At 37.4% G+C, this 26,549-nt stretch carries 26 protein-coding genes, 1 tRNA gene, 1 rRNA gene and 1 riboswitch; of the genes, 19 read left to right on the top strand and 9 right to left on the bottom strand.

Going from position 1 to position 26,549, the window contains the following annotated elements; genetic code table 11:
- The 5 genes from FA727_RS23205 to FA727_RS23185 all read left to right on the top strand — a co-directional run bounded on the left by FA727_RS23205 (position 1) and on the right by FA727_RS23185 (position 7,259).
- Positions 1 to 1,359, top strand: a complete 1,359-nt coding sequence (locus FA727_RS23205) for a (Fe-S)-binding protein (RefSeq protein ID WP_136833835.1) — start codon at positions 1 to 3, stop codon at positions 1,357 to 1,359.
- Positions 1,359 to 2,816 carry an FAD-binding oxidoreductase gene (locus FA727_RS23200; protein ID WP_136833834.1) on the top strand — a complete coding sequence of 486 codons (1,458 nt, stop codon included), beginning with the start codon at positions 1,359 to 1,361 and terminating at the stop codon, positions 2,814 to 2,816. Before FA727_RS23205 ends, FA727_RS23200 begins: the two co-directional genes overlap by 1 nt.
- A gap of 160 nt (positions 2,817 to 2,976) precedes the next feature.
- On the top strand, positions 2,977 to 5,160 hold the full coding sequence (locus FA727_RS23195; protein WP_136833833.1) for a malate synthase G: 2,184 nt from the start codon (positions 2,977 to 2,979) through the stop codon (positions 5,158 to 5,160).
- A gap of 530 nt (positions 5,161 to 5,690) precedes the next feature.
- Entirely contained in the window at positions 5,691 to 6,467 is a 777-nt protein-coding gene (locus FA727_RS23190) for a fumarylacetoacetate hydrolase family protein (RefSeq protein ID WP_136833832.1), read from the top strand.
- An 18-nt stretch (positions 6,468 to 6,485) separates the two neighbouring features.
- The gene (locus tag FA727_RS23185; protein ID WP_136833831.1) at positions 6,486 to 7,259 is read left to right on the top strand and encodes an IclR family transcriptional regulator; all 774 of its coding nucleotides are present in this window, start codon (positions 6,486 to 6,488) and stop codon (positions 7,257 to 7,259) included.
- Between the two features lie 149 nt (positions 7,260 to 7,408).
- Here FA727_RS23185 and FA727_RS23180 read toward each other — a convergent pair whose 3' ends face one another.
- Positions 7,409 to 7,597 carry an aspartyl-phosphate phosphatase Spo0E family protein gene (locus FA727_RS23180; protein ID WP_136833830.1) on the bottom strand — a complete coding sequence of 63 codons (189 nt, stop codon included), beginning with the start codon at positions 7,595 to 7,597 and terminating at the stop codon, positions 7,409 to 7,411.
- A 316-nt stretch (positions 7,598 to 7,913) separates the two neighbouring features.
- On the opposite strand from FA727_RS23180, the gene tatA reads away from it, so the two are divergent.
- From tatA to FA727_RS23160, 4 genes are all read left to right on the top strand, one after another.
- On the top strand, positions 7,914 to 8,096 hold the full coding sequence (gene tatA, locus FA727_RS23175) for a twin-arginine translocase TatA/TatE family subunit (protein WP_136833829.1): 183 nt from the start codon (positions 7,914 to 7,916) through the stop codon (positions 8,094 to 8,096).
- A gap of 558 nt (positions 8,097 to 8,654) precedes the next feature.
- The gene (ltaS, locus tag FA727_RS23170) at positions 8,655 to 10,619 is read left to right on the top strand and encodes a lipoteichoic acid synthase (protein WP_136833828.1); all 1,965 of its coding nucleotides are present in this window, start codon (positions 8,655 to 8,657) and stop codon (positions 10,617 to 10,619) included.
- A gap of 413 nt (positions 10,620 to 11,032) precedes the next feature.
- On the top strand, positions 11,033 to 12,205 hold the full coding sequence (locus FA727_RS23165) for a coiled-coil domain-containing protein (RefSeq protein ID WP_136833827.1): 1,173 nt from the start codon (positions 11,033 to 11,035) through the stop codon (positions 12,203 to 12,205).
- A gap of 209 nt (positions 12,206 to 12,414) precedes the next feature.
- Positions 12,415 to 13,035, top strand: a complete 621-nt coding sequence (locus FA727_RS23160; RefSeq protein WP_136833826.1) for a YitT family protein — start codon at positions 12,415 to 12,417, stop codon at positions 13,033 to 13,035.
- A 6-nt stretch (positions 13,036 to 13,041) separates the two neighbouring features.
- Here FA727_RS23160 and FA727_RS23155 read toward each other — a convergent pair whose 3' ends face one another.
- Positions 13,042 to 13,566 carry a histidine phosphatase family protein gene (locus FA727_RS23155; RefSeq protein ID WP_136833825.1) on the bottom strand — a complete coding sequence of 175 codons (525 nt, stop codon included), beginning with the start codon at positions 13,564 to 13,566 and terminating at the stop codon, positions 13,042 to 13,044.
- Complete coding sequence (locus tag FA727_RS23150; protein ID WP_136833824.1) at positions 13,548 to 14,318, bottom strand: phosphosulfolactate synthase; 771 nt, start codon at positions 14,316 to 14,318, stop codon at positions 13,548 to 13,550. Before FA727_RS23150 ends, FA727_RS23155 begins: the two co-directional genes overlap by 19 nt.
- A 175-nt stretch (positions 14,319 to 14,493) precedes the next feature.
- On the opposite strand from FA727_RS23150, the gene FA727_RS23145 reads away from it, so the two are divergent.
- From FA727_RS23145 to FA727_RS23125, 5 genes are all read left to right on the top strand, one after another.
- Complete coding sequence (locus FA727_RS23145) at positions 14,494 to 15,744, top strand: MFS transporter (RefSeq protein ID WP_136833823.1); 1,251 nt, start codon at positions 14,494 to 14,496, stop codon at positions 15,742 to 15,744.
- Between the two features lie 66 nt (positions 15,745 to 15,810).
- Positions 15,811 to 16,092, top strand: coding sequence for a hypothetical protein (locus FA727_RS23140; protein ID WP_136833822.1), 282 nt, complete (start codon positions 15,811 to 15,813; stop codon positions 16,090 to 16,092).
- An 87-nt stretch (positions 16,093 to 16,179) separates the two neighbouring features.
- Positions 16,180 to 16,944, top strand: a complete 765-nt coding sequence (locus FA727_RS23135) for a sulfite exporter TauE/SafE family protein (RefSeq protein ID WP_136833821.1) — start codon at positions 16,180 to 16,182, stop codon at positions 16,942 to 16,944.
- Positions 16,945 to 17,100: 156 nt separating this feature from the next.
- Complete coding sequence (locus FA727_RS23130; protein WP_136833820.1) at positions 17,101 to 17,946, top strand: class I SAM-dependent methyltransferase; 846 nt, start codon at positions 17,101 to 17,103, stop codon at positions 17,944 to 17,946.
- 91 nt (positions 17,947 to 18,037) lie between these two features.
- Complete coding sequence (locus FA727_RS23125; protein WP_136833819.1) at positions 18,038 to 18,640, top strand: DedA family protein; 603 nt, start codon at positions 18,038 to 18,040, stop codon at positions 18,638 to 18,640.
- A gap of 57 nt (positions 18,641 to 18,697) precedes the next feature.
- Here the strand turns inward: FA727_RS23125 and FA727_RS23120 are convergent, their stop codons facing one another.
- A complete protein-coding gene (locus FA727_RS23120) occupies positions 18,698 to 19,522 on the bottom strand; it encodes a methyl-accepting chemotaxis protein (protein ID WP_136833818.1) in 825 nt (274 codons plus the stop codon).
- Positions 19,523 to 19,686: 164 nt separating this feature from the next.
- Positions 19,687 to 20,508, bottom strand: a complete 822-nt coding sequence (locus FA727_RS23115) for a methyl-accepting chemotaxis protein (protein WP_136833817.1) — start codon at positions 20,506 to 20,508, stop codon at positions 19,687 to 19,689.
- A 79-nt stretch (positions 20,509 to 20,587) separates the two neighbouring features.
- Here FA727_RS23115 and FA727_RS23110 point away from each other — a divergent pair, with 79 nt between their 5' ends.
- Positions 20,588 to 21,028, top strand: a complete 441-nt coding sequence (locus tag FA727_RS23110) for a GtrA family protein (protein WP_246042026.1) — start codon at positions 20,588 to 20,590, stop codon at positions 21,026 to 21,028.
- 21 nt (positions 21,029 to 21,049) lie between these two features.
- Here the strand turns inward: FA727_RS23110 and FA727_RS23105 are convergent, their stop codons facing one another.
- Positions 21,050 to 21,580, bottom strand: coding sequence for a DUF6241 domain-containing protein (locus tag FA727_RS23105; RefSeq protein WP_136833816.1), 531 nt, complete (start codon positions 21,578 to 21,580; stop codon positions 21,050 to 21,052).
- 280 nt (positions 21,581 to 21,860) lie between these two features.
- Positions 21,861 to 21,961: riboswitch (purine riboswitch) on the top strand.
- A gap of 166 nt (positions 21,962 to 22,127) precedes the next feature.
- Here FA727_RS23105 and FA727_RS23100 point away from each other — a divergent pair.
- Entirely contained in the window at positions 22,128 to 23,321 is a 1,194-nt protein-coding gene (locus FA727_RS23100) for a nucleoside transporter C-terminal domain-containing protein (RefSeq protein WP_136833815.1), read from the top strand.
- Positions 23,322 to 23,363: 42 nt separating this feature from the next.
- Here FA727_RS23100 and FA727_RS23095 read toward each other — a convergent pair.
- Positions 23,364 to 23,436 (bottom strand) — tRNA-Ala (locus FA727_RS23095).
- 89 nt (positions 23,437 to 23,525) lie between these two features.
- Complete coding sequence (locus FA727_RS23090) at positions 23,526 to 24,218, bottom strand: MgtC/SapB family protein (protein WP_136833814.1); 693 nt, start codon at positions 24,216 to 24,218, stop codon at positions 23,526 to 23,528.
- Between the two features lie 135 nt (positions 24,219 to 24,353).
- Here FA727_RS23090 and FA727_RS23085 point away from each other — a divergent pair, with 135 nt between their 5' ends.
- Positions 24,354 to 25,250: a DMT family transporter gene (locus FA727_RS23085; RefSeq protein ID WP_136833813.1), complete on the top strand. Its 897-nt coding sequence runs from the start codon at positions 24,354 to 24,356 to the stop codon at positions 25,248 to 25,250.
- Between the two features lie 37 nt (positions 25,251 to 25,287).
- Positions 25,288 to 25,842 carry a GNAT family N-acetyltransferase gene (locus FA727_RS23080; RefSeq protein ID WP_136833812.1) on the top strand — a complete coding sequence of 185 codons (555 nt, stop codon included), beginning with the start codon at positions 25,288 to 25,290 and terminating at the stop codon, positions 25,840 to 25,842.
- 22 nt (positions 25,843 to 25,864) lie between these two features.
- Here the strand turns inward: FA727_RS23080 and FA727_RS24215 are convergent, their stop codons facing one another.
- Positions 25,865 to 26,038 carry a hypothetical protein gene (locus tag FA727_RS24215; protein ID WP_158318954.1) on the bottom strand — a complete coding sequence of 58 codons (174 nt, stop codon included), beginning with the start codon at positions 26,036 to 26,038 and terminating at the stop codon, positions 25,865 to 25,867.
- A gap of 411 nt (positions 26,039 to 26,449) precedes the next feature.
- On the opposite strand from FA727_RS24215, the gene FA727_RS23075 reads away from it, so the two are divergent.
- A 16S ribosomal RNA gene (locus FA727_RS23075) occupies positions 26,450 to 26,549 on the top strand; the annotation flags it as partial.

The following is a 26,549-nucleotide window of genomic DNA, read 5'->3' as shown; positions in this document are numbered from 1 at the left end:
TTGAGCCTAAGAGAAATGGACGTGAAAGCAACTCCATCGTGTCAAACGAACAGTCTGAGTAATTATTTCTGGAGCGATGCACCTGATGAGAATAAATGGGCTGATTGTGTCCACTGTGGCATGTGCTTAGAAGCCTGTCCAACCTATGAACAAACAGGGCAAGAACAGCATTCACCACGTGGAAGAGTGCACTTAATAAAATCTGTAGCAGAAGGCAAACTTGTAGTGGACGAAGATTTTGCTGATCCAGTTTTTGTTTGTCTAGACTGTCGTGCATGTACAACCGCCTGTCCTGCAGATGTTGATGTCGGTGGCTTAATTGAAGAAGCACGTGGGCAGGTTCGTCAAGCGATGCCGTTAACAGGTTGGAAGGGCGCAGTAAGTAAGGCCATATTAGAGGGCCTATTTCCACATCCAAATCGTCTGCATTCATTGGGAAGTCTACTCAAATTTTATCAAAAGAGTGGATTGCAAAAGGTGGTTCGTAAAACGGGTTTAATTAATGTGATGCCGAATCATTTAGTGGAAATGGAATCGATTATGCCTGAAATCGGTACTCCTGTTCAAAAGAAGTACAAAAACCACGATGTGATCAAGGCGAAGGGTGAGACAAAGAACGAGGTTGCAATGCTGACGGGTTGTATCATGGATGTGATGTTCAGTGATATTAATGAGTCAACAATCAATGTGCTAACGAGAAATGGAAATGATGTCAAAATCCCGAAAAACCAAACATGCTGTGGTGCCCTTCATGTTCATGCTGGAGATCGTGAAACGGGTCGGAAGCTTGCCAAACAAAATATAGAGGCATTCAAGGATGCAGACACCGTTATTGTTAATGCAGCTGGTTGTGGATGCATGCTAAAAGAATATGCCGAACTGTTTCGTGAGGAGCCGGAATGGCATGAAAAGGCTGAAGAATTTTCTAAAAAGGTTGAGGATATCTCTAAATATCTCTATGATACAGGCTACGAAAAACCAAAGGCCGAATTAAACAAGCGCATTACCTATCACGATGCTTGTCACTTAGCCCACGGGCAAGGTGTGCGTGATGAGCCACGAGATTTATTGATTAATATTCCTGGTGTAGAGATGGTTCATATGCCTAATGCAGATCGCTGCTGTGGTAGTGCAGGTGTGTATAACATTACAAATCCTGAAATGGCTGGAGCGGTACTGGGGAGTAAGATGTCCAATGTGCCTGATGAGGTGGAGATGATCTCGATGGGGAACCCGGGCTGCATGCTGCAAATGGCCATCGGCGTTGAAAAATATGGGCGTAATCAAAAAATCGTTCATACCGTGCAATTGCTTGACTGGGCTTACCAAAAAGAAGATGAGAAAGAGAGGGGGAAATGATGGCGAAAAAGGGATTGCAAACATCGAATAAAGATATTATCAATCTAGCAAAAATTGTTGGTGAGAAGGCAATTCTTTATAAACAGCCAGACCTACTCGCCTATGATTGTGATGGTTTTACGATTCATAAGCATTTGCCAAAGTGTGTTGTCTTTCCGAATAGTACGGAAGAAGTGGCTGAAATTGTGAAATATTGTGATGCTAATCAACTGCCATTCCTCGCCCGCGGTGCAGGTACTGGACTAAGCGGAGGAGCAATTCCGTTAAATGGAGAGGTCATTATAAGCTTGGTTAAAATGAAGCGTTTAATTACGGTTGATCTTGAAAATCGACGTGCTGTTGTGGAACCGGGCTTCGTTAATCTGAAACTAACAAACTCGATTGCAAATAAAGGCTATTATTATGCTCCAGATCCCTCCAGTCAGTATGCCTGTACAATCGGGGGGAATGTGGCAGAAAATGCTGGAGGCGCTCACTGTCTAAAATATGGAGTTACGACGAATCATATTTTAGGGCTTGAGGTTATCATGCCAAATGGTGAGATTGTTGAAATCTCTACGAATGGTGTTCCGGATGCGCCTGGTTATGACTTATTGGGTCTACTCACAGGTTCAGAAGGTACTTTAGGAATTGTCACGAAAATCACCGTTCGCATTTTGAAAAATCCAGAAGCGAAGCAAACGGTCCTAGCTTACTTTGATAAGGTTGCTGATGGAAGTCAAGCAGTATCAGATATTATTTCTTCGGGAATTGTTCCTGCTGCTCTAGAAATGATGGATAAGACAGCGATTGAAGGAGTCGAGGCAGCAGCATTTCCAGTCGGACATCCAAAGGATATTGAAGCACTTCTTTTAATCGAAGTGGACGGAATATCTGCTGGCATTGAGGAACAAATCAATCAGATTTTAGAGGTTTGCAAAAAGAGAAATGTTCGAGAGGTAAAGGTAGCTGGAAGTGAGGAAGAACGAGGAAGATGGTGGGCGAACCGAAAAACAGGCTTTGGAGCAATGGGAGCAATCTCTCCAGATTATCTCGTTCAAGATGGGGTCATTCCAAGGAGTAAGCTACCAGAGGTGCTCGCAAGAATCAATCAGATTAGTGAGGAGAGCGGTCTTCGTATCTCAAATATCTTCCATGCAGGCGATGGTAACCTTCATCCACTTGTCCTTTTTGATGCAAGAATACCTGGGGAAACTGAAAAAGCGCTAAAAGCGGGAAGTGCATGTTTGCAGGTATGTGCAGATGTAGGCGGGACGATTACTGGTGAGCATGGTGTTGGAATTGAGAAAAGAGAAGAGATGAGATTTGTTTTTACCGATAGAGAAATTTTAGCACAGACGGATGTTCGAGAAGTTTTTAATCCGAAAAATTTACTAAACGCAGGAAAGCTTTTCCCATCACCAAGTCGTTGTGCTGAAGTGAAAAAAGATTTAAAGGAAGCATTGAAGACCTCGTAAAAAGAGGAACGGAGCGGTGTGAAAGATTTTTTTATATCGCTCTGGTTAAATTTTTTGAAAATTATTGAAAGTAACCGTTTTCCATGATATTATTTTTTTAGATAAATTACGAAACGCTGTTGCGTAATAACAAACAATAAAAATCAAGGAGGAATTTGTCATGACTCAATACGTGAAAATTGGAAATCTACAGGTTGCACAAGAATTGGCTGACTTTATCAATTCTGAGGCACTGCCTGAAAGTCAGGTGGATCAGGAGCAGTTTTGGTTAGGATTTGAGAAATTAATCACTGACCTGGCACCAAAGAATAAAGCGCTATTGGCAAAACGTGATGAGATTCAAGAAAAAATTCATGCTTGGCATAAAGAAAACACAGTCTTTGATTTTGTACAATATAAAAGCTTTCTTGAGGAAATTGGTTATTTAGAGCCGGTAGTAGAGGACTATAAGGTTACAACGGAAAATGTGGATGCCGAAATTGCTGTTCAAGCAGGTCCGCAGCTTGTTGTACCAGTCGATAATGCTCGTTATGCGCTCAATGCGGCCAATGCTCGTTGGGGAAGCCTATATGATGCATTGTATGGTACAGATATTATTAGTGAAGAAGATGGTGCAACTCGTGCAGGAGGCTACAATCCAATTCGAGGAGAAAAGGTCATTCAATTCGCGAGAGAATTTTTGGACCAAGCGGCACCACTGCAAGCTGGTTCGCATAAGGATTCTGAGAAATACACAATTGTTGACGGAAAGTTGGTCATCGTATTGGGTGACGGCACAACTACTGGATTAGAAGATGAATCCAAGCTTGTTGGATATCAAGGCGATGCAACCAATCCATCTGCTGTTTTATTAAAAAATAATGATTTACATTTTGAAATTCAAATCGACCCAACTTCTCCAATCGGAAAAACGGATAAAGCTGGCGTGAAGGACGTAGTACTAGAGGCTGCATTATCTACGATTATGGATTTTGAAGACTCTGTTGCAGCAGTAGATGCTGAGGATAAAACACATGTATACCGGAACTGGCTCGGACTAATGAAGGGGAATTTAACCGCGAGCTTCAAAAAGGGTGATAAAATCCTTACACGTGCGATGAACCCAGACCGCCAATACACATCTCCAACTGGTGAAGAAATTACTCTTAAGGGCCGTTCTCTTATGTTTACTCGTAACGTAGGACATTTGATGACAACGAATGCGATATTAACTGCAGAGGGTGAAGAGATCCCAGAAGGTATTATGGATACTGTATTTTCGAGTTTAATAGGTAAGCATACGTTACTCGGAAATGGCCAATTCCAAAATAGTGAAAAAGGCTCTATCTATATTGTAAAGCCAAAAATGCATGGTTCAGAAGAGGTTGCTTTTGCTAATGAATTATTCGATCGCATTGAAGATTTATTAAGCTTAGAGCGCAACACGCTGAAAATTGGTGTTATGGATGAGGAACGGAGAACAACGATTAATCTTAAAAATGCGATTAGCAAGGTAAAGGAAAGAATCGTTTTCATTAACACTGGTTTCTTAGACCGTACTGGTGATGAGATGCACACTTCTATGGAAGCTGGTCCGATGATTCGTAAAAACGATATGAAAGCAACAAAATGGTTGCAAGGCTATGAAAAGTCCAATGTGAATGTTGGATTATCTGTAGGCTTCCAAGGGCATGCTCAAATCGGTAAAGGAATGTGGGCAATTCCAGACTTAATGGCTGAAATGATTAAGCAAAAAATTGGTCATCCGCAATCTGGAGCAAACACAGCTTGGGTACCATCTCCAACAGCTGCAACACTACATGCACTTCACTATCACCAAGTTAATGTGAAAGAAGTGCAGGCAGAGCTCTTAAAGGATGCTGCATCTACCGATTTAAGAGATGATATTTTACAAATACCTGTGGAGGAAAATCCTACATGGAGCCCTGAGGAAATCCAGCAGGAGCTTGATAATAACGCTCAAGGAATCTTGGGATATGTTGTACGTTGGGTTGAGCAAGGGGTTGGCTGCTCGAAAGTATTGGATATTAATAATATCGGTTTAATGGAAGACAGAGCGACACTTCGTATTTCTAGTCAGCATATGGCAAACTGGCTACACCATGGAATCGTAACAGAGGCTCAAGTATTGGAAACGTTGAAACGTATGGCAAAAGTAGTTGATGAACAAAATGCTTCGGATGCGAACTACCGTCCAATGGCTCGCGACTACGATAATTCAGTTGCCTTCCAAGCGGCTTGCGATCTAGTATTCAAAGGATATGACCAACCAAGCGGATATACGGAGCCAATATTACATCGTCGCCGTGCAGAGTTTAAAGCAAAGGTAGCAGTAGAGAATTAAACTTCTTTATGAGGCTGTCCCAAAAGTATTTAGATACCATTTGGGATAGCTTTTTTAAAAAGCATTTTTTGTAGAGAGTTCATGAAGACACTAATCAAAGTGAGTAAGCAAATAGAGTCCACATGTAGAGTTCATGAAGACACTAATCAAAGTGAGTAAGCAAATAGAGTCCCCATGAAGAGCTCATGAAGACACTAATCAAGGTGATCATACAAATAGAGTCCCCATGAAGAGCTCATGAAGACACTAATCAAGGTGATCACGCAAATAGAGTCCCCATGAAGAGCTCATGAAGACACTAATCAAGGTGATCACGCAAATAGAGTCCGCATGAAGAGCTCATGAAGACACTAATCAAGGTGATCACGCAAATAGAGTCCGCATGAAGAGTTCATGAAGACACTAATCAAGGTGATCATGCAAATAGAGTCCGCATTAAGGGTTCATGAAGACACAGCGAGAGGGATTCTTGAAAAAGTTGTCCTCATGAAAATCTCCCACCAAATATTATTTCGAGAGGAGCAAAAAAGATGAAATTTACTCGCTTTACTTTTGAAGATAAGGAATATACAGGTGTTCTTCACGATGATATCATTAGAGAAATAAAGGGAGATATTTTTACAGAATGGGAGTATACAGGACAAAACTTTGCAGTAGATGAAGTGAAACTTCTTGCTCCATTCGTGCCCAATCAAATTATTGGGATTGGTGCAAACTTCGTTGCAAAAAAGGAAGATTTGCCTAGTGAGCTACCAGAAATTCCAGTCTTTTTCTTTAAACCAACTTCATCCTTTATTGGACCAGAGGATGAGATTGTCATCCCGGAAGGCTGTTCGGAGGTAAAGTTTGAATCAGAGTTAGCGGTTATCATTGGAAAAGAGGCAAAAAATATTTCTGAAGCAGAAGTGTTTGATTATGTCTTCGGTTATACTGTCGGGAATGATGTGACAGCACCGGCCTTTTTCCATGAAGCCGGGCATTGGACAATTGGAAAGTCTTTTGATACGTTTACACCATTAGGTCCAGTCATTGAAACAGAACTCAATCCAAAGGATGTCCGAGTGAAGGCTGTATTGAATGGTTCAGAAAAACAAAATAGTGGAATGGATCTTATGATTATTTCAATTGAAAAAATGATTTCCTATCTTTCTAAGGTTATGACTCTCGTGCCTGGAGATGTCATTTTAACAGGAAGTCCAGTAGGGGCGGAATTTGTTGGGGAACATGATGTGATTGAATGTACGATCGAAGAAATCGGAACATTAAGAAATAAATTCACAGTACCTTCAAGGGAGCTCCAGCGTTAAGACGTGGAGGTGAGCAAGATGGAACGGGATAACATGGTTAAGTCAGTAGGGCGAGCACTAGACATCATAACCCTTGTCAGCGCGAAAAAAGGCGGACTTGGTGTAACGGAGATTGCCAAACACATTGATATCAATAAGAGCTCGGTCTACCGCATTCTAGCAACATTAGCCCAATACGGCTATATTGAACAGGATACAGATACAGGTCGTTATAAGCTCGGGTATAAATTTCTTGATATTAGTTCAAAGCTACTTGAATCGATCGATTTAAGATCGGAAGCAAGACCCTATTTGCTTGAGCTAGAACGTGATACAAATGAGGTCATTCATCTTGTTGTTTGGGATCAAGGTGAGGTTGTCTATATAGAAAAGCTTGAAGGCAACGAAACATTACGGATGCACTCTAAGGTTGGAAAAAGGGCGCCGATGCACTGTACGTCAGTTGGGAAAGCGATACTCGCCCACCTACCGATTAATGTCGTTCTTGAAATCATCGAACGTAAAGGCTTACCAATGCATACTGATAAGACTATTACGGATAAAGATGTATTTCTTCAAGAGTTAATCAAAGTGAAACAAAAAGGCTACGCTCTTGACTTAGAGGAGAATGAATACGGAATTACATGCATTGCCGTTCCGATTTTTGACCATCTTGGAAAAGTAGTTGCCTCAATTAGTATTTCAGGACCAACTATGAGAATGACAGATGAGAGATTAGATGAGCTAAAGGTAAAAATGCTCGCAGCGGGAAAAGAAATTTCTGCAAGATTAGGGTATGTAAATATTGAATAAGTATGAATAAGCCTAGAGGGAAACCTTTAGGTTTATTTTGTTATATATCCCAAAAGTGTTACAAAAAGGCAGTTTTCTCTAATTATTTGAAGTTGGATAAAGAACTTCATTTCTTAGAAAAAGAAAAGGCATAACAAGACATGGGAAATTTAATGCAATGCCTTGTTATACCTTTTTGAATTAAGTTCTTGATATTTCATGATGTATAGGTCGAGAAGCTGGCTTAAGGCAATTGTCTTTTGACTAGCCAGACCTTCCTCTATTCCTGTCCGTATCATTTCTTTTCGCAGTGTCTCGATGACAGTAACTAAATTGCCTTCTTTAACGGGTATCGACATGACTAAAACTCCTTATAAGCTTGAGCGGTTATGATCAAATTTACCACATAATAGACAAGAAATAATCCCTCTACCATTTATCGATAATAAAGGGATTGATTACATATTAATACAGATTTTAACAGACATCTGTGATATTTACTACTCTTAAAGATTATTTTGAAAAAAATGATAACATTTGCGTGAGAATTGCTGTACTTGATTGCAAAGGATGGAGTAGATTGAAGGATGCCGATATGTTACAATACTTTTGGGTATTATATATAGGAAAGTTCTTGCGTCTCTTACGGAAAGAGATACATAAAGGAGTGAAAAAATGTTTTCTAACATTGGAATTCCAGGTTTGATATTAATTCTAGTTCTTGCTCTTATTATTTTTGGACCTAAGAAGCTTCCTGAAATTGGTCGCGCGGTCGGTCAATCCCTGAAGGAGTTTAAAAACTCGACTAAAGGGATTATTGAAGACGATAAAATAGAAGAAGATAAGATAAAGAAATAATCGAAAATCCATATTAATTAATCAAAAGTCCGATTCTTAAATGAATTGGATTTTTTTAATCTATTAAACCATTAAATTTCTCGTCAAATTTCGACTTTCTTCTATTTATATGTCCATTTAAAAATTATAGGACACTTCATTACTAAAGACACACAATTAGTAGTCTCTTACTATGATCAAAAGGTTCACCGAAACAAAACGAAATTTATACCTAGTTCATTTTCATTATTTTTCGAAAATGAGGTTTTATGAAACCTTTTCGTGGGGTAATACGTCTATTCAGTATGTAAAATTATCTAATCGGTCACCCTCTTGACAATTCCTTAAAAAGGAGTATATTAGTATCTTGTGTTCATGCTATTTTGGATGGAAAACTTTAAAGTAATTTAATTGATTTCACAACATGTCCAATATTTTTTTAATAATTTGTCTTAGCTTTTCATATATTGTTCATATTTAACAGTTATGCTAGATACTAGCTTGATTGGTTCTAATCGTATCTTTCAATTATTTTGTAAAGAAGTATAATAGGTTACTAGAAGGCAGGTGCAACAAATCATGAAAAACACTTTACAAAGCCAATTAAACGTTTCTCAAAAATATATCGTATTCTTTATTTTAGCTGTCGTATCACTTTGGCTAAAATCATATATCATTCAATTAACACAATTTGAATTAGGTATTGAAAATACTCTACAAAAATTCTTATTATTTATGAATCCACTCGGTTCTTCCTTATTATTTTTAGGATTTGCGTTTTTCTTTAAGGGAAGAAGAAAATATATTGCTTTAATGCTCATTGATTTTATCTTATCGTTCCTTTTATTTGCGAACGTGGTATATTATCGATTCTTTAACGATTTCATTACATTGCCAACTTTATTCCAAACACAAAACTTTGGTGATGTAAGTGGAAGTGTTGTTACTTTATTAAAACCATATGATTTCTTATTCTTTGTAGATAATGTGATTCTTATTGCATTACTTGTATTTAAAGTTGTTAAAATTGAATTTAAAGATATGAGCCGTCGCAAAATTGCTGCTGTTCTATCTTTAGCATTAGGATTCTCAAGCTTGAACTTAGCTTTAGCTGAATCCGATCGTCCAGAGCTTTTAACAAGAGGGTTTGACCGTAATTACATTGTGAAATATTTAGGAATGTACAATTATACAATTTATGATGCTGTTCAAAGTACAAAGGCATCTGCACAAAGGGTTATGGCAGATAGTAGTGACGTGACAGAAGTTGTGAACTTTACAAAATCAAATTATGCACAGCCAAATCCGGAGTATTTTGGAATTGGTGAAGGAATGAACGTCATTTACCTTCATCTTGAATCCATTCAAACATTCTTAATGGATTATCAGTTAAATGGTGAAGAGGTTACGCCATTCCTAAACTCATTAATAAGAGATCAAAATACGGTTTACTTTGATAACTTCTTCCATCAGACTGCTCAAGGTAAAACATCTGATGCAGAATTTATGATTGAAAACTCATTGTATGGCTTATCACAAGGGTCAGCCTTTACAACAAAAGGTGTAAATACGTACCAAGCTGCTCCTGCAATTTTGGGACAAAAAGGGTATACTTCAGCGGTATTCCACGGCAACTCAGGAAGCTTCTGGAATAGAAATGAGATTTATAAGTCATTCGGTTATGACAAATTCTTCGACATTAGCTATTATGATACTGAAGAAGAACAAATGGCGGAATATGGTTTGATGGATAAACCATTCTTTGCTCAATCAGCTGAGTTATTAAAAACTGTACCACAGCCGTTCTATACGAAGTTTATTACTGTATCAAATCACTATCCTTATGCGATGAATCAAGATGAAGCAACGATTGCACCGCATACAACTGGTGATAAATCAGTCGATAATTACTTCCAGACGGCACGATATGCAGACGAAGCTTTAAAGCAATTCTTTGAGGATTTAAAGGCCGCTGGTCTATATGATAACTCCATCATCATCATGTATGGTGACCATTATGGTATCTCTCAAAACCATGATAAGGCGATGGAAAAAGTACTTGGTAAAGAGCTTTCTACTTTTGACAGTGCAGCTGGTCTGCAACGTGTGCCACTATATATCCGTGTACCAGGTATGGAAGGCGGAGTGAGCCATGAATTCGGTGGTCAAATCGATATTTTACCAACATTAATGCATTTATTAGGAATTGATACGAAAGAATATATCCAATTTGGTACAGACTTATTATCTGAGGAGCATGATTCACTTGTTCCATTCCGAAATGGTGACTTTGTCAGCCCAACCGTTACTTCTGTTGGTGGTAAGTTCTATGATTCCAATACAGGTGAACTAATTACCGAAGAACAAGAAGCTGAAGCACTTAAATTCCAGGAAATCGTTGAGTACAAATTACATCTTTCTGACAATGTTGTGAATGGTGATTTATTACGTTTCTATGAACCAAATGGCTTCACACCAATTGATCGTTCTAAGTATGAATACAATACAACAGATGACAATGATAAAAAGTCATCTGAAGAGTAATATAAAAAGCAATATTAAAGAGGCCAATCAGAAAACACTCTGATTGGCCTCTTTTTTTGTTGGTTCTCCTTGTTTTTCGACTTCATTTGACAAAATCCCCGAAATTCCTTGCTTTACATTCTTTCTAAATCCCGAACGAAAAATTACCAATTTACGCCAATCGAACTAGTTCTTTTTAGGATATTAGTACCGTAATTAGTACCAGATACTAATGAATTGAAACATAATTGTAATATTATTAACATCATTCTGTTACGATAGACTGATATAGTACTAGATGAGAAAAATGTTTTTTTTACATGAATTTTGTCACTTAAACGAATAAATACGAGAATTGTAATTTTATAGAATAATGGCTAGTTACATATCTACATGAACTTGTCGAAAACAAGAAGGTCGGAGGAAATAGAACGATGAAAAAGAAACTTATAGCTCTGAATACATCAATCATCCTAGGCGTTGGGAGTTTTATTGCAATCCCTTCAGTCAGTGCAAACTACTCTACACAAATTCAACAAGTCCAAAAAGATATCGATGCAACTGAAAGCAAATTAGCTGCAGTAGAAGATAAAATCAAAAAAATGGATGAAGCCATCCAAGATAACAATGCGTTAATTACGAAAACAGAATCTGAAATAACAACAACACAGGCAGAAATCAAAAAGCTTGAAGAAGAAATTGCTGTGTTAAATGATACAATTGCTAAAAGAACAGAAATTTTAGCAAAACGTGCTCAATCTTTCCAAGAATCTGGTGGAAAAGTGAGTTATATTGAAGTACTTCTTGGTTCAGAAGATTTTAGTGATTTTATCGATCGTGTATTTGCAGTTTCTCAAATTGCAAGTGCTGATAGTGATCTTATAAAGCAACATGAGTTAGACAAAGCAGCAGTTGTTGAAAAACAAGCTGCAGTTGACGAAAAACTTAACGAGTTAACTGAGAAAAAAGAAGAGCTTGAAGGTATGAAAGCTCAAATGTTAGAACAAAAGCAACAAAATGATGAGCTGAAAAAATCTTTAGAAGAAGCACAAAAAGGTAATAATGCGAAGCTAAATGAATTAGAAGCTCAATTTGAAGCTGAACAAGAGGCTCAAAGAGAAGCACAAAGAACGGCATATAGTTCAAACGATTCTAGTAAAGAATCTACTCAATCAAGTGGTGGTAAGGTAGCTTATACTGCACCAGCAAATGATGGTAGCCTAAGTACAATTTTAAATGCTGGATATAAATACATTGGTAATTCTGTTTATGTATTTGGTGGAGGAAGAACTGCTTATGACGTAGCAAACGGTAGATTTGATTGCTCTGGTTTCGTTAGCTGGGCATTTAGACAAGCTGGTATCAATATCGGTTCTAGCACAAGCGCATTAAGAGGACAAGGTACAAAGGTTTCTTATAGCGAAGCTCGCCCAGGAGATTTAGTATTCTTTGACACATACAAGAAAGATGGCCATGTTGGTATCTACCTTGGTGGTGGGAAATTCATCGGTTCTCAATCTTCTACAGGTGTTGCGATTGCAAACATGAATTCTGGTTACTATAAATCACACTTCAGCGGACATGTAAGACGTGTTGCTAACTTTTAATTAATAATTATGAAGGCTTATCTCTGTAATGGGGATAAGTCTTTTTGTTTATCAATTTTAGAATTAGATTCAAACAGAATTGTACACATCTTTTCAAAACGTTCATATTCCTTTTGAGGTTTTCATAAAATGGACAAGGGAAGATGTCCAATTGGGAGGGAACAAAATGAAGGATATTCGGTTAAAATTAAAGGTCCCATCTGTCTAAGATGAAAAAAATAATAATGATCTATTTCTTTTTGCTAATAGGGGCCATCGTTCAAGGGATGGCCATGTCGATCTTTTTGTTTCCTCATTCTATACCTTCCGGAGGGGCGGCTGGTCTTGCCATCCTCGTGAATCATTGGTTTCATTTCCCCCTTGGTTTTTCCTTATGGCTAGCAAATGTCGTGTTTTTGGTCTTTGCCTTGAAGTATTTCGGCTATACGTGGACATTTCGAACGATTCTTGCGGTTGCTACAACATCAACAACCGTTAGTCTTTTTTCGATAAAATATCTGACCGTCCCACATGTGAATATTATATTGGATATTGTGGCAGGAGCGATTCTTTTTGGAATTGGTGTAGGAATCCTCATCAGAGCTGGTGCATCCAGTGGTGGGATGGTTATTCCGGCTTTAATGATTGCCACCTATAAAAAATGGAGTCCTGGAAAAGTCATGATGGCAATAAATCTATGCATTTTCTTATTAACGTCAATTGTGATTGATTATAAAATCGTCATCTATGCAATCATATGTCAATTGATTTCAACGAATATTATCGATTTCATTTATGAACTCAAGTTTCATCCCAGCCATTTTTTAACGCCTAGTTGGAGAAAAAAATAAACACCGCTAAAATTTAAATGAGACAAGTTCGTTGTTTAAGAACGTAACTTGATTCATTTGATTAATATGGCCATATTGATAGTAAGAAGATAAGGCTCTAATCCAAGAACCGTGGCCAAAGGCGAGAATATTAGTAGCCTCTTTATACTTTTCAAGAAATGAGATGATTCGTTTTTCGAGATTAAGCAAGCTTTCTCCAATCACCAACTCTCGTGGATTCTCACTCCATAAACTGCCGTACTCCATTATGAGATCTTCCTTTGAGCGGCCCTCAAAAGGACCAAAGTCTAACTCATCTAGAAGGGGTTCGGGCAAAGCTTTATATCCATATAATTGTGCAGTTTGCTGTGTTCGGAGCAACGTACTACATAATACAAATTCATATGACTTTTGTTCTAAAAGGCGTAGATTGGTTTCGATTTTGTTTTTATCGTCTTCTGTAATAGACAAAATCGGAATATCTCTTTTTCCTTGAAGCTTAGCCTGGAGATTCCATTCTGTAGGGAGATGTCTTATAAGAGTAATTTCCATTCCTGTTCCTCCAGAAAAAATGTTTCACTTCTTAAGCCTTGGCGTTGGGTCTCTAAAATAAGTGTATCTGTAAGCTTAACATTCCCTAGGTTCACATTCGTTCCAACTTCATTGATGAAAAACATTTGATGTTTTGGGGTAGGAGCTTCAAATATGATTTTTCGACAGTCTAAGCCCTTTATGAGCTCTTGGATTAGGTCTGATTTAATGGTTCCATTTTGATCGTAAATCCCAGCTGTGCCAGAGTCTCTTCCCTCGGTAATCACATATTTACAGCCTGCATCGAGTAAAAGTTCGATCTCCGCTCTCCACTCTGAAATCGGCATCTCCTGAGTCGAATCCTTTGAACCAACCTCTGCTATTACGTAAAAATAGTCTTTCGCTTTTGAAATGATTTGAAGTCTTTCCTCAAGAGATATATCCAAGGTTCCGTTGGATACCTCTAACCATTCGATCCCTAATTTTTTCAACCAAGCAAAATACTCAGTCAGTTTTTGTTGCAGATAGCATTTTTCAAATAATGTTCCTCCACAGTACGGTTTAATGCCATACGTCTGATATAGGGCGATTTTTTGACTTATATTAGGTGTTACATAAGCTGAGCCAATGCCTAATTTTGCAATATCGATGAATGAATGATAGTCCTTAAGTAAATGCTCTAATTCCCCAATCGGGGTTCCAAAATCGACAATCGAGGTCAAACCATAGCTTCTATTTCCAGTTGTTCTTTTCGGTAATTCCAAAAAATCCATAAGGATCGCTCCTCTGCTAATTTTAAAATAGCCTATTCAAAAATTGGGTGAATGTGTATGTAATGGGCTTTTTCCATTGAAATAAAGCAACAGGTCATAACACAAAGTTGAATAATCTTCCTTGTGGATTCAAACAATAATATAGGTTGAAGTACAGCTATAGGGGGTTTGATCCATGGCAAAGCAAAAGCATAAAGGGATGACGATTTTCGCTATTGGTTCTATCCCGCTCATTCTTGTATTGGGGAATTCCATGCTTATTCCAATATTGCCGAAAATGAAAACAGAACTAGATATATCACAATTTAAGGTTAGCCTCATTATCTCTGTGTTTTCAATTGCAGCGGCAATTGCCATTCCGATTTTAGGATATTTATCGGATCGATTTTCGCGGAAGGCCATTATCATTCCGGCGCTTATTTTATATGGAAGTGGTGGTCTTTTAGCTGGGGCTGCAGCAGCATGGTTTTCTAACTCTTATATATGGATTATGGCCGGCAGAATTATGCAAGGGCTTGGAGCCGCAGGAACAGCACCGATTGCCATGGCATTAACAGGAGACTTGTTTAAAGGGGCAGAGCAGAGTAAAGTGTTAGGCTTAGTCGAAGCCTCAAATGGATTTGGTAAAGTTATCAGTCCATTAATCGGCTCACTATTTGCACTTTTATTTTGGTATGCGGCATTTTTTGCTTTCCCTATTTTTTGTTTTCTGTCCCTTTTATTAACGATCTTTTTTATTAAGGAGAAGAAAGCAAAAAAAGAGCCACCTCCTGTTGGTACTTATGTGAAAGGTTTAGTATCTGTTTTTAAAACCGAAGGGCGTTGGCTATTTGTCGCATATTTAACAGGGGCAACTTGCTTGTTCACATTGTTTGGAATCTTGTTCTATATATCCGATATTCTCGAAAAAGATTATCAAATTGATGGGGTTTTAAAAGGTGGAATTTTAGCGATTCCCTTATTATTTATGACCACTACATCCTATATTACCGGTAGTAAAATCGGTAAAAAAATGAAGCTGATGAAGAGGCTTATTGTTTTAGGATTACTGTTAATGACGATTTCTTTTTCGAGTCTAGTTTTGTTCAAAAACTTAGTCCCATTTTTCGCGGTGCTTGCCATTAGTAGTGTTGGAACAGGACTTGTACTTCCGTGTATCAACAGTTTTATTACAGGCTCGGTACCAACTGATAGGCGTGGGTTTGTCACGTCGTTGTATGGATCTGTTCGCTTTCTCGGCGTGGCAGTTGGACCGCCTGTTTATAGTACGTTGATGGACTGGTCTCGAACGGGGATGTTTTTAACGACGGCAGGATTAACCTTATTCGTTGCTTTATTGTCACTTATCTTTATAAAAGTGAGTAAAAAGGAACCAGCCAAAGAAAAAAATAGCGACACCTTATTTGAAAAACTACAGTTTACTTGAGAAATGGCCTATTCACGACTGGGTATGAAAAAATCAAAAAGCCTTTCTTAAAAGGAGAAGACACATATGCAGATTTATTTTTCACCAGAGGTTATTACCCCTGAGTTTCAAGTTTTGAATATCGTTGATTCATCAAATAAGGCCGTAGGCAATATAGCACTCTTATTCGATGAAAAAAAGCTGTATGTTTATGGAATTTTAGAGGAAGAGGGGGTTAGCTTAGATTTTAAGGACTTAGTGAAACCTTATTTAAAAGGATTAGCGAAAGCGAGGGAAGGTATCGATATTTTCTCTTGTTTATATGTAGGCTGTAAGAAAATTGAATTGAAGGATGAAGAGGAGGAATAGTCCATCTTAATTCCAATCCAGTTGTAACAAGGCGCATGACCCATTCATAAATTAGTGTATGAATTGAAAGTTTGGAGCGAGCGCTAAATGAGTATTGGAATAATAGTGATGGGACTACTCGTAGGATTTATGGTTGGGTTAACAGGTGTTGGAGGAGCAGCATTATTAACCCCGATTTTGGTTCTTTTAGGGATAAGTCCTTCGATTGCCGTGGGTACTGATTTGGCATATAACGCGATCACAAAATTTTTCGGCTCTATGCAACATTGGCGGCAAAAGACAATTAATATAATACTGGTTAAGTATCTTGCCATCGGAAGTATTCCAAGTGCGATCTGTGCAGTTGGTGTTCTCCATTTATTCAATGCTTTTTTTCATAATCAAGAAGAGGTCATCAAGCATGCCTTAGGCTATGTTCTTATAATTGTTGCACTCACGACTCTAATCAAAACCTTTATGAAAGAAAGATTCCAATGGAATCGATGGCAAGTAAAGCCTTTAGAAGATAAAAGAGCTCTTACGATTGGTATTGGTGCTGTTCTTGGTTTTATTGTAGGACTGACATCGATTGGGTCGGGTTCTTTGTTTGCATTACTGATGTTGTTGATGTATAAATTAACTCCTTCTGAGCTCGTTGGAACTGACATCGCTCATGCTTTTCTTTTAGTCACGGTTGCTGGCCTCCTCCATGCTGGCATTGGACATGTGGATTATGCGTTAATGTTTAATCTCCTCGTAGGCTCGATTCCCGGTGTTACGATTGGAAGTAGCCTCTCTTCAAAGTTTCCCGCAAAACCTCTCCGGACGATTTTGGCAGTTATGATTTTCCTCAGTGGAATAACACTTCTATAATTTATGTAAAAAGGGGGACCTTGCTTTCCTCTTCTTTTTTTGCATGTTTCATTCTGAAATATCACCGAATAAATAATCGAAATTGCTTCTCTATTCCTTCATTTTCTACTAGAATAAAACGAGAGCGTTTATGAAAGAGTTTGTGGGGGTTGGAGTATGAGGACGGATATTTTGCAAACGATTGTTACTTGTATGGCAACGCATGAAGAAATGGCTAACATCCAGAAAATACAAACTGAACATCGTATAAAGCTCGTGGATTCTTGGGGCATAAAAGAGGGAAGTCGAGTTCTTGAAATCGGTTGTGGTCAAGGAGACACGACAGCAGTCTTGGCCTACTTTGTTGGGGAAACAGGATTTGTCCAAGGAATAGATGTGGCTTCAGGTGATTACGGTGCTCCGATTACCCTTGGAGATTCATTAGACTTCTTAAAGCAATCGAAGCTAGGAAAACAAATTAAGGTCAATTTAGAAACGGATATTTTATCTGGTGATTTTGATTACCCAGAGAATTCCTTTGATTATATTGTTTTTTCCCAGTGTTCCTGGTACGTATCTTCCTTTGAAGAGCTTCAACGGATCATGGAAAAAGTGAAAAGATGGGGAAAGCAGCTCTGTTTTGCTGAGTGGGATGCAAGAGTCAAATTGATTGAGCAGTATCCGCATCTCTTGTCGATTCAAATTCAAGCTCAGTATGAGGCATTTAAGCAGGACAGTGATTCGAATGTAAGAACTCTTTTTACACCGACTGATCTAAAAAGAATCGTTGAGAATGCAGGATGGAATGTTATAAAAGAGGAAATAATCGATTCACCTGAACTGCAAGATGGCGTATGGGAAATTGATAAAGTCGTCACGGACATAGAATTTGAGCTTGAGAAAACGAGGGATATGCCTGTGAAAATGAAGGAGCTTATTGAATCCGAAGTGAAGCTATTACAGGAGTTTGTGGAATCGAATGATGTAAAGCCACTTTCGGTTTATTCTTTTACAGCGGTTTGAGGATGCCTTAAGTCACAAATCTTATTTTTAATCGGGGCAGTTTCTGATAAACTATCCTAAGTAGGTAAATTGTAAACTAAAGGAGATTCAAATGGAAAATTGGTTAATGGATATCATGAGTGAATACGGGTATATAGGAATTCTCCTACTCATTGCCCTCGAAAATATTTTTCCACCCATCCCTTCAGAGGTTATTTTAACATTTGGTGGTTATTTAACAACGCAGACGGATCTGACGATAGTTGGTGTTGTTATCGCTTCAACAATTGGTTCGATCATTGGTGCGGTCGTATTATATGTTTTAGGACTTCAACTAGATGTGGAACGACTTGAAAAAATTGTGGACAAGTGGGGACGTATCCTCCGCGTGACAAAGGAGGATATACATAAAGCGGATGCTTGGTTTGATAAATATGGACCGTGGACGGTATTTTTCTGTCGTTTTATCCCATTAATTCGGAGTTTGATTTCGATTCCTGCTGGGATGTCCCACATGAATTTTTGGGTGTTTCTATTATTTACTTCGGTAGGTACGATGATTTGGAATATTGTCCTAGTATGCTTAGGGGCAAAACTAGGAGAATCATGGGATATTATCGTTGAAAAAATGGATGTCTACTCCAATGTGGTCTATGCTTTAATCGTCATTGCTTTTATTGCGGTGGTAGTATGGTTTATTAAGAGAAAAAGATAGAAAAAAAGCGAGGATCTGCACAAGATGTGCTAGTTACCTCGCTTTTTGTGTTTAGGATTATAGTTTAGACGAATTCATCAATTTATCAGCGGATGATGCAATCAAATCTAAGGAATTGTTGAACTCTGTAAGGCTTGATGTATGCTCTTCTACCATTGTCACAATCTCATGAATAGAAGAGTTATTTCCGTTAATAGCCGCATTCACTTTTTCTAAATACTCGATAATGCTTACAGAAGACTCTTTACTTTGATCAGCCATTCTTCTAATTTCATTCGCAACGACAGAGAATCCTTTTCCGTATTCACCAGCTCTTGCTGCTTCAATTGCTGCATTCAAACCTAAGATTTTTGATTGATTCGCAATCTCTTGAACCGATTTAATCACCTGGTAAGCGTCTTCGATCATTTTTGAAATATTTTCTGAATCCGCAGAGATTGCTTGGATTTTTTCTGAAATCGTATTCGATACATTCGATAATTGTTCAGATGTGGCTGACATCTCTTCTGAAGCCACGGAGAGTTCTGAAGCAATATTTCGCAGACTCTCGATTTTTTCAGTTGAAGTTGTTGTAATAAGCAAACCAACTATTTCACGGTTATCGATGATTGGGTTCCAAGTGACAATAAACGGAAGTCCGAATTCGTTGTCAGCACCAAATTCAGCTTTGTTCACCTTCCCAGTTCTTAAGCACTCCTCTAAAAGGGGATTAGGAGGCATAGAATCAAGACGCGTGCCAGCTGGAATATTAGTGGTATCAAAGCTAGCTTTCACCTGTACGAGAATTTTTTCTCTATCTGTTACTAAAATAGAAGTAGGTTCGGAAAAAGACCTTTGAATCGTTTCTGCATTATCTAGAAGCCCTTGTAATTTCTGTGACATAAATCCACCAATCTCTCAATGTTTTTAAGTAAATTATACAATAGGGAATGGTTGTAGTAAGATACAATTTATTTGGTAATTATTGTAGATTAATTTTCATTTTGATTTACTCAGTTTAAAAAAAGTGGCCGACACAGTAATGTCAGCCACTTTCATATTTACGATTATAGTTTAGAAGAACTCATTAATTTATCAGCAGATGCTGCGATTAGGTCTAAGGAATTATTAAATTCTCCGAGGCTTGAGGTATGCTCTTCTACCATTGTCACAATCTCATGAATAGAAGAGTTATTTCCGTTAATAGCCGCATTCACTTTTTCTAAATACTCGATAATGCTTACAGAAGACTCTTTACTTTGATCAGCCATTCTTCTAATTTCATTCGCAACGACAGAGAATCCTTTTCCATATTCACCAGCTCTTGCTGCTTCGATCGCTGCATTCAAACCTAAGATTTTTGATTGGTTGGCAATCTCTTGAACCGATTTAATCACCTGGTAAGCGTCTTCGATCATTTTTGAAATATTTTCTGAATCCGCAGAGATTGCCTGGATTTTTTCTGAAATCGTATTCGATACATTCGATAATTGTTCAGAAGTTGCAGCCATTTCTTCTGAAGCGACAGAAAGCTCAGTAGCAACACTACGCAATGTATCAATTTTTTCTGTAGATGTGGTAATGATAAGTAAGCCAACTACTTCATGATTATCCATAATAGGATTAAAGGTAACAATACATGAAATACCTATACCTTGGTCAGCTCCAAATTCGACACGATTAACCTTGCCATTTTTTAATGAATCTGTGATTAGTGGGCTCTCCATCTTTGCAAGTGGGATTCCAATTGGAATATTTGTGGTATCAAACTCTGCTTTCACTTGGGCAACAATTTTTTCAGTATCCGTTACAGTAATTGTAGTTGGTTCCGCAAATGATCTTTGAATCGTTTCTAAATTATCTAAAATCCCTTGTAATTTCTGTGACATAAGACCAAGATTCCCCCATAGTTTTTTAGTAAATTATACTACAAAAATTACAAAAATAGGTTTAATTTTAATGAAAATGATGCAGATTCAATTATGTGGGGAAACTAATAGGAAGGTAGAAATCGTGGAGAAAGGGTTGGCAATAAAAATGAAAGGTGAGGCTCTAAGGTTCATTTTGGTTGGAATAGTAAATACCCTTCATTATTATCTGTGGTATTTACTATTTTCAGAAGTGGTAGGATTCCAGTATTTAATTGGGCATTGGATGGCTTTCTGCATCAGTATGGTGGGTTCTTTTTATCTAAACACGTATTTTACATACCGCACAAAACCAAGCTGGAAAAAATTCTTCCAATTTCCCATCACATATGTAGTAAACATCGCAATCTCTACAGGGGCACTTTATGCCTTAAGAGAATGGGTTCAACTTGATAATAGGGTAGCTCCACTCATCGCAACTGGAATTGCAATTCCGTTTACATTTGTTATATCGAGGAGGGTTTTGAAGGGCGGAGTGTAAGGTTAGGTTGCGCAAGCCCTCCTATTGTTCAATATCAAAATGCTCCTCAATGAATGCTTTTTCTTCTTCGGTAGATAAGATACCAGTTGCTTTACCAATCGTTCCATTCTGTAAATCCCAAATTTGATTATGGTCATGGTCGACTTGAGAAAAGTCGTTATTGCCCCAGCGCTCAAGAATATCTAAATAAATGCTCGCATACTCGTACTTGTCCCTATTTTTTTCAACGATTGTTTTCAATCGCTTTACCCGTTCAGCAGTTAGCGGAATAAATCCCCATTTCTCTTCAGCGCGGACTTTTTGATGGGACATACCATGAATAGCATCTTTTATTGCTTCTTCACTCATATCCATTGGTAATTCTTCTTCAACTGGTTCCCCATCTGTCTCAATAATCTCGATGACCTTTTCACCATCTACCACGTTTTGCGATGTAGTTTCTTGGATTTGAACAGAATCTTTGGATAATGACTTATATGTAAAAAATGCGACAATTCCAAGTATGATCGCAATAGATATGGAACCAACCATAATGAATATAAACTTTTTCATAATATCAATCCTCCTTTGGCGAAGTGCTTGAAGATTTGAAATTAGTGTTGTTATTATCTAGAAAACTAGCAGAATACTTTTCCATAATTTAACTGTTAATAATAGTATTATCTCCTACTGAATATATGCATTCAAGTAAAACGCTATACGGTCGGGAGGGAAAATTAGGATATAAGCATTAAGTGTGGGCATATATAAATTTTCTAATAATTGATATTTATAAAATGATTAGAACTTCTTTTTAAATCATTGTCGTATCTTTTTGGATGTTATAAAATGAGCAAATCACAAAAATGTTCCTTGTATAATATCAGTTGAACGGTCTGATAGTTTCTACCCGGCAGCCAAAATTGCTGGACTACAGGGAAGTATGAATAAATAAGAATGAAACATGCAGACTATTCCCATGGATACTAGTTATTATGAATGACTGTATCAATTAAATAGGATACTCGCCACTCTTACTTTTTTCATGCTTTTCGCCTGTAGCTGGGGAAAATGAAAAGGACTTCTTATGCGAGGCATTCTATTTTAGGGAGTGGTTTACATGTTTTTTTTAATGAATATTTTAGGAATTCTAATTGTCTTTGGTCTCGTGTTTCTTTGTTCTCCTAATAAGAGAAACATTAAATGGCGTCCAATTATAAGTTTAATTGTAGTGGAATTACTTATTACTTGGTTTATGCTTGGCACCAAAATTGGGGTATGGGTCATTAATCAAATTGCATCATTTTTTACTTTTCTTATATCCAGTGCAAACGAAGGCATAGCATTTGCTTTCCCATCCATAATGGCAAATCCTACGGTGGACTTTTTCTTTAGTGCTTTAATGCCGATTATTTTTATCATCACCTTTTTCGATATCTTGAGCTATTTTGGTATTCTAACTTGGATTATTGATAAGGTTGGTTGGGTTATTTCAAAAGTTTCAGGATTACCGAAGCTAGAAAGCTTCTTTTCATTGCAAATGATGTTCCTTGGAAATACAGAGGCTCTGGCTGTTATTCGCCAGCAACTTTCTGTATTAAAAGAAAATCGATTACTTACGTTTGGAATCATGAGCATGAGCAGTATTAGTGGTTCGATTATTGGAGCTTATCTAACCATGGTTCCTGGGGAGTATGTATTTGCAGCGATTCCATTAAACTGTTTAAATGCTTTACTTCTTGCAAGTGTATTAAACCCTATCGAAGTTACGAAAGAAGAAGATATCGTTTACGTCCCATCTAAAGAAGAACGAAAGGATTTCTTCTCTACGATTTCCAATAGTATGCTTGTTGGGATGAATATGATTATTGTTATTTTAGCAATGGTTGTTGGATATGTGGCATTAACTGCGTGTCTTAATGGAATATTAGGATTCTTTGTAGATGGACTTACTGTTCAAAAGATATTCTCAATTATTTTCAGTCCGTTTGCTTTCCTTCTTGGATTGTCTGGACAAGATGCGTTGTACGTAGCTCAGCTTATGGGAATTAAATTAGCTACGAATGAATTTGTAGCTATGATGGATCTAAAAGAACAGATTCCTACCTTAGCACCACATACGGTGGCTGTCGCTACAACTTTCTTAACGTCATTCGCTAATTTTAGTACAGTCGGCATGATTTACGGGGCCATCAGTTCAATCATGGGAGAAGAAAAATCTCGTATCATAGGGAAAAATGTTTGGCGACTATTAGTTAGTGGGATTGCTGTTTCATTGTTGAGTGCAATGTTTGTTGGATTGTTTATTTGGTAGTATAAGAAAAACCCTAGCGTTAGTCGCAAGGGTTTTCTTTTATGGAGAATAGGGGGCTCGAACCCCTGACCTTTTGGCTGCCAGCCAAACGCTCTCCCAGCTGAGCTAATCCCCCAAATGAAGTGTTACAAAGCTAATTATAAGCGAGCTCCGTAAAAAATCAAGAGGGAATTACATAATATTCAGTTTTCGAAAAGATACATTTTACAAACTTTCAATTTCTACAGTGCGAACACCTTCGAGCTTAGAGACAGTATAATAAACATCAGTCGTTAATCGTTTTTGATTGACAGTTACCCGCAATTGAACAAGATGGTCATCATTTTCTAAATCTTTGATTCTTATATTCTTAATTGAAATTTTTTCTTCATTAAGAGCAGTTATAATTGTAACAATTTTATCCTTGTCCTTGATATGAAGCTGTAATTTGATTTCTTTCTCTCTTAATTTTCGTGGCCCGATTAAACTCACAATATAAGGGACAATTTCCACACTGATAATTAAGAAAGCAACTCCAGCAGCAGCTTCGAAATAAAAACCTGCTCCAACGGCAATGCCAATTCCAGCGGCTCCCCAAATTAAGGCAGCTGTGGTTAATCCGGAAATGCTATCATTTCCTCTTCGTAAAATAACTCCTGCCCCAAGAAAACCGATTCCAGAAATAATTTGAGCGGCAAGTCGTAAAGGATCCATTGTTATATTAATATCGGGTCGCGTTGGAACCATATAAGCTGATTCGATTGATACAATGGTTAATAAGCAACTTACAATGGAAATAACTAAACATGTTTTTAATCCAACGGGTTTTCTTTTTAATTCCCTTTCTAATCCGATGATTAGACCAAGGAAGGCTGTTATGCCAAGTTTTATGAGCATTTCGATTTCCAATTCAGACATAGGACCATACACACCTTTATGTAAAAATAAATTAACTTAGAGCAATCTTACCCTATTTTAGAAAAAATCTAGTAGTCATTAGGGAAAAAAAGGATGTAAAATATTTTTATGCAGTTCAAATAGGAGTTGAAAGCAATGGGGCCCAAAATGAACCCTTATCTGGCACTGGCAATTGGTGTTTTATCAGTGTCCACATCTGCAATTTTTGTAAAAATGTCGTCAGCTCCTTCTGGTGTTATCGCATTTTACAGATTGTTTTTTTCTGTAATCATTATGTTACCAATGTTTTTATTAAAGTATGTTAAGGAGCTTCGTCTTATTACGAGACGAGATTGGATCTTTTCTATCATCGGTGGTGTATTCTTAGCGTTCCATTTCATCCTTTGGTTTGAGTCGCTAAATTACACTTCTGTTGCTAGCTCCACCGTTTTAGTCACATTACAACCACTGTTCGCTTTTGTCGGTACATATTTCTTTTTCAAAGAAAAATTTTCAATAAAAGCTATTCTGTGCGGTATTTTGGCTATTGTGGGGAGTTTTATCATTAGCTGGGGTGATTTTCGAATAAGTGGTTCAGCGCTATTCGGTGATATTCTTGCACTAATCGCTTGTGCTTTAATTACAGCCTACTTAATGTTTGGACAAACTGTTAGAAAAAGACTCAGTCTTATCACTTATACATTTGTTGTCTATAGTGTCAGTAGCTTAACACTTTTGGTTTATGTTTTAGTAAAAAATGAACCACTGGTTCCTTATCCTACTGCTGATTGGATTTATTTTCTTTTGTTAGCGGTTGTTCCAACTTTATTTGGACATTCATTATTCAATTGGTCAGTCAAATGGTTGAGTGCTTCGGTAATTTCAATGGCGATCTTATTAGAGCCAATAGGAGCAACTGTACTTGCTTACTACCTATTAAATGAAACACTCACCCAATCCCAAGTGGTGGGAGGGCTCATCGTGATGGGGGCGTTAACGATTTTTCTATTAGAAGGAAAAATGGTAAAGAGCAGAGTGAAACTAGAAAATTAGATGGAAACTATCTTTTATGAAATGGTGATGAATGCACATGAGATGGGATGAAGCATTTGAGGAATTTCCTGTGTTAGAGACAGAGAGATTTCGATTGAGAAAAATAGAATTAACGGATGCCTCGAATATGTTTAGTTATTTTTCTCAGGATAGAGTGACGGAATTTTACGATCTAGAAACCTTCTCTACTAAACAACAAGCAGTAGAGCTAATAGAAAGTTTGTTGTATCGTTATCAATCTAGAAAACAGATAAGATGGGGCATTGCCAGGTATGATACTAATGAACTCATAGGCACATGTGGATTTCATGCTTTAGAAAGGGATCACTTTAAAGCGGAGATAGGCTATGAGCTTCATCCAGATTATTGGGGGAGTGGCGTCATGGCAGAAGTCATTGCAAAAGTAGTAGACTATGGTTTTAACGAGATGGGTTTAAACCGAATCGAGGCTTTTTATGATCCCTTAAATAATGCCTCGAGAAGAGTGCTTGAGAAAAATGGTTTTGAGTTTGAAGGGGTTTTGAGGAAAAGGTTTTTTGAAAAAGGGGAATTCGTGGATGCTGCAATCTCAGCTCTGCTGAAAACTAAATAAGAGAATCGCTTGATTCTCTTATTCATAAAATATAAGTAAGCCCAGAAAAGATAAATGCAAAGGTAAATGTAAAAATAAAGGTTCCGCCGTGAACTTTTTCGTCTGAATTGGCGATTTTAATTCCTTCAATATAGGAAAAAATGAATAAGTAGACTGCCATGATAAATGATAGATATAAAGCTGCGTTCCCTAACACTTCTTTTTCATCCTCTCTTAAATAGCAATGATATACATATAAATATGATTTGTTTTATGACATTATGACCTGTGATTTACATCTAATAGATTTAGAATTTGAGCAGCAGAGTAAAAACTTAAAAAAAACATAAAAATTATATTGAAATCATTTTTTAGGCGTGGTATATTATTTCTTGTCCTTATTGAGACACAAACTTTTAAAAAAAGTTATTTTAAAAAAGTTATTGACTTAAACTTAGGATGCATGTTATATTAATAAAGTCGCTTCTGAGCGATGCAAATGATTTTCTTTCTAAGGAAATTCATTCTTGTACTTTGAAAACTAAACAAATCATACGTCAACGTTAGTTTTATTTTAATGAAAAATATTTTCGCTAACGCGAAAAATTTTAGAGCTAATTCTTACTCTTTATTGGAGAGTTTGATCCTGGCTCAGGACGAACGCTGGCGGCGTGCCTAATACATGCAAGTCGAGCGCTTGCATATTGAAAGCTTGCTTTCAATATGCT

Origin of the sequence: Robertmurraya kyonggiensis, assembly GCF_005116465.1 — a bacterium.
GTDB classification, from domain to species: Bacteria; Bacillota; Bacilli; order Bacillales; family Cytobacillaceae; genus Robertmurraya; species Robertmurraya kyonggiensis.
The sequence above is the reverse complement of the archived record's forward strand: the minus strand, read 5'-3'. Positions and strand labels throughout refer to the sequence as shown.

Excerpts from the sequence above, each read along its gene's own strand:
- FA727_RS23200 (WP_136833834.1), top strand. The coding sequence starts at position 1,359 with ATGGCGAAAAAGGGATTGCAAACATCGAATAAAGATATTATCAATCTA.
- FA727_RS23195 (WP_136833833.1), top strand. The coding sequence starts at position 2,977 with ATGACTCAATACGTGAAAATTGGAAATCTACAGGTTGCACAAGAATTG.
- FA727_RS23190 (WP_136833832.1), top strand. The coding sequence starts at position 5,691 with ATGAAATTTACTCGCTTTACTTTTGAAGATAAGGAATATACAGGTGTT.
- FA727_RS23185 (WP_136833831.1), top strand. The coding sequence starts at position 6,486 with ATGGAACGGGATAACATGGTTAAGTCAGTAGGGCGAGCACTAGACATC.
- FA727_RS23180 (WP_136833830.1), bottom strand. The coding sequence starts at position 7,597 with ATGTCGATACCCGTTAAAGAAGGCAATTTAGTTACTGTCATCGAGACA.
- tatA (WP_136833829.1), top strand. The coding sequence starts at position 7,914 with ATGTTTTCTAACATTGGAATTCCAGGTTTGATATTAATTCTAGTTCTT.
- ltaS (WP_136833828.1), top strand. The coding sequence starts at position 8,655 with ATGAAAAACACTTTACAAAGCCAATTAAACGTTTCTCAAAAATATATC.
- FA727_RS23165 (WP_136833827.1), top strand. The coding sequence starts at position 11,033 with ATGAAAAAGAAACTTATAGCTCTGAATACATCAATCATCCTAGGCGTT.
- FA727_RS23160 (WP_136833826.1), top strand. The coding sequence starts at position 12,415 with ATGAAAAAAATAATAATGATCTATTTCTTTTTGCTAATAGGGGCCATC.
- FA727_RS23155 (WP_136833825.1), bottom strand. The coding sequence starts at position 13,566 with ATGGAAATTACTCTTATAAGACATCTCCCTACAGAATGGAATCTCCAG.
- FA727_RS23150 (WP_136833824.1), bottom strand. The coding sequence starts at position 14,318 with ATGGATTTTTTGGAATTACCGAAAAGAACAACTGGAAATAGAAGCTAT.
- FA727_RS23145 (WP_136833823.1), top strand. The coding sequence starts at position 14,494 with ATGGCAAAGCAAAAGCATAAAGGGATGACGATTTTCGCTATTGGTTCT.
- FA727_RS23140 (WP_136833822.1), top strand. The coding sequence starts at position 15,811 with ATGCAGATTTATTTTTCACCAGAGGTTATTACCCCTGAGTTTCAAGTT.
- FA727_RS23135 (WP_136833821.1), top strand. The coding sequence starts at position 16,180 with ATGAGTATTGGAATAATAGTGATGGGACTACTCGTAGGATTTATGGTT.
- FA727_RS23130 (WP_136833820.1), top strand. The coding sequence starts at position 17,101 with ATGAGGACGGATATTTTGCAAACGATTGTTACTTGTATGGCAACGCAT.
- FA727_RS23125 (WP_136833819.1), top strand. The coding sequence starts at position 18,038 with ATGGAAAATTGGTTAATGGATATCATGAGTGAATACGGGTATATAGGA.
- FA727_RS23120 (WP_136833818.1), bottom strand. The coding sequence starts at position 19,522 with ATGTCACAGAAATTACAAGGGCTTCTAGATAATGCAGAAACGATTCAA.
- FA727_RS23115 (WP_136833817.1), bottom strand. The coding sequence starts at position 20,508 with ATGTCACAGAAATTACAAGGGATTTTAGATAATTTAGAAACGATTCAA.
- FA727_RS23110 (WP_246042026.1), top strand. The coding sequence starts at position 20,588 with ATGCAGATTCAATTATGTGGGGAAACTAATAGGAAGGTAGAAATCGTG.
- FA727_RS23105 (WP_136833816.1), bottom strand. The coding sequence starts at position 21,580 with ATGAAAAAGTTTATATTCATTATGGTTGGTTCCATATCTATTGCGATC.
- FA727_RS23100 (WP_136833815.1), top strand. The coding sequence starts at position 22,128 with ATGTTTTTTTTAATGAATATTTTAGGAATTCTAATTGTCTTTGGTCTC.
- FA727_RS23090 (WP_136833814.1), bottom strand. The coding sequence starts at position 24,218 with ATGTCTGAATTGGAAATCGAAATGCTCATAAAACTTGGCATAACAGCC.
- FA727_RS23085 (WP_136833813.1), top strand. The coding sequence starts at position 24,354 with ATGGGGCCCAAAATGAACCCTTATCTGGCACTGGCAATTGGTGTTTTA.
- FA727_RS23080 (WP_136833812.1), top strand. The coding sequence starts at position 25,288 with ATGAGATGGGATGAAGCATTTGAGGAATTTCCTGTGTTAGAGACAGAG.